The following is a 594-nucleotide window of genomic DNA, read 5'->3' as shown; positions in this document are numbered from 1 at the left end:
CCTGGATTCTTACATCCCAGAACCAGAGCGTGCGATTGACAAGCCATTCCTGCTGCCAATCGAAGACGTATTCTCCATCTCCGGTCGTGGTACCGTTGTTACCGGTCGTGTAGAGCGCGGTATCATCAAAGTTGGTGAAGAAGTTGAAATCGTTGGTATCAAAGAGACTGCGAAGTCTACCTGTACTGGCGTTGAAATGTTCCGCAAACTGCTGGACGAAGGCCGTGCTGGTGAGAACGTTGGTGTTCTGCTGCGTGGTATCAAACGTGAAGAAATCGAACGTGGTCAGGTTCTGGCGAAGCCAGGCTCAATCAAGCCACACACCAAGTTCGAATCTGAAGTGTACATTCTGTCCAAAGACGAAGGCGGCCGTCATACTCCGTTCTTCAAAGGCTACCGTCCACAGTTCTACTTCCGTACAACTGACGTGACCGGTACCATCGAACTGCCAGAAGGCGTAGAGATGGTAATGCCAGGCGACAACATCAAGATGGTTGTGACTCTGATCCACCCAATCGCGATGGACGACGGTCTGCGTTTCGCAATCCGTGAAGGCGGCCGTACCGTTGGCGCGGGCGTTGTTGCTAAAGTTCT

1 protein-coding gene is annotated in these 594 nt (G+C 52.2%); it reads left to right on the top strand.

Features of this window, described 5'->3' with window-relative positions; genetic code table 11:
• On the top strand, positions 1-594 hold a 594-nt coding region (locus ACOTX4_RS26020), incomplete at both ends, for an EF-Tu/IF-2/RF-3 family GTPase (RefSeq protein WP_045135604.1).

It is taken from the genome of Enterobacter cloacae complex sp. IR5459, from assembly GCF_049238005.1.
GTDB lineage: Bacteria > Pseudomonadota > Gammaproteobacteria > Enterobacterales > Enterobacteriaceae > Enterobacter > Enterobacter hormaechei_C.
The sequence above is the reverse complement of the archived record's forward strand: the minus strand, read 5'-3'. Positions and strand labels throughout refer to the sequence as shown.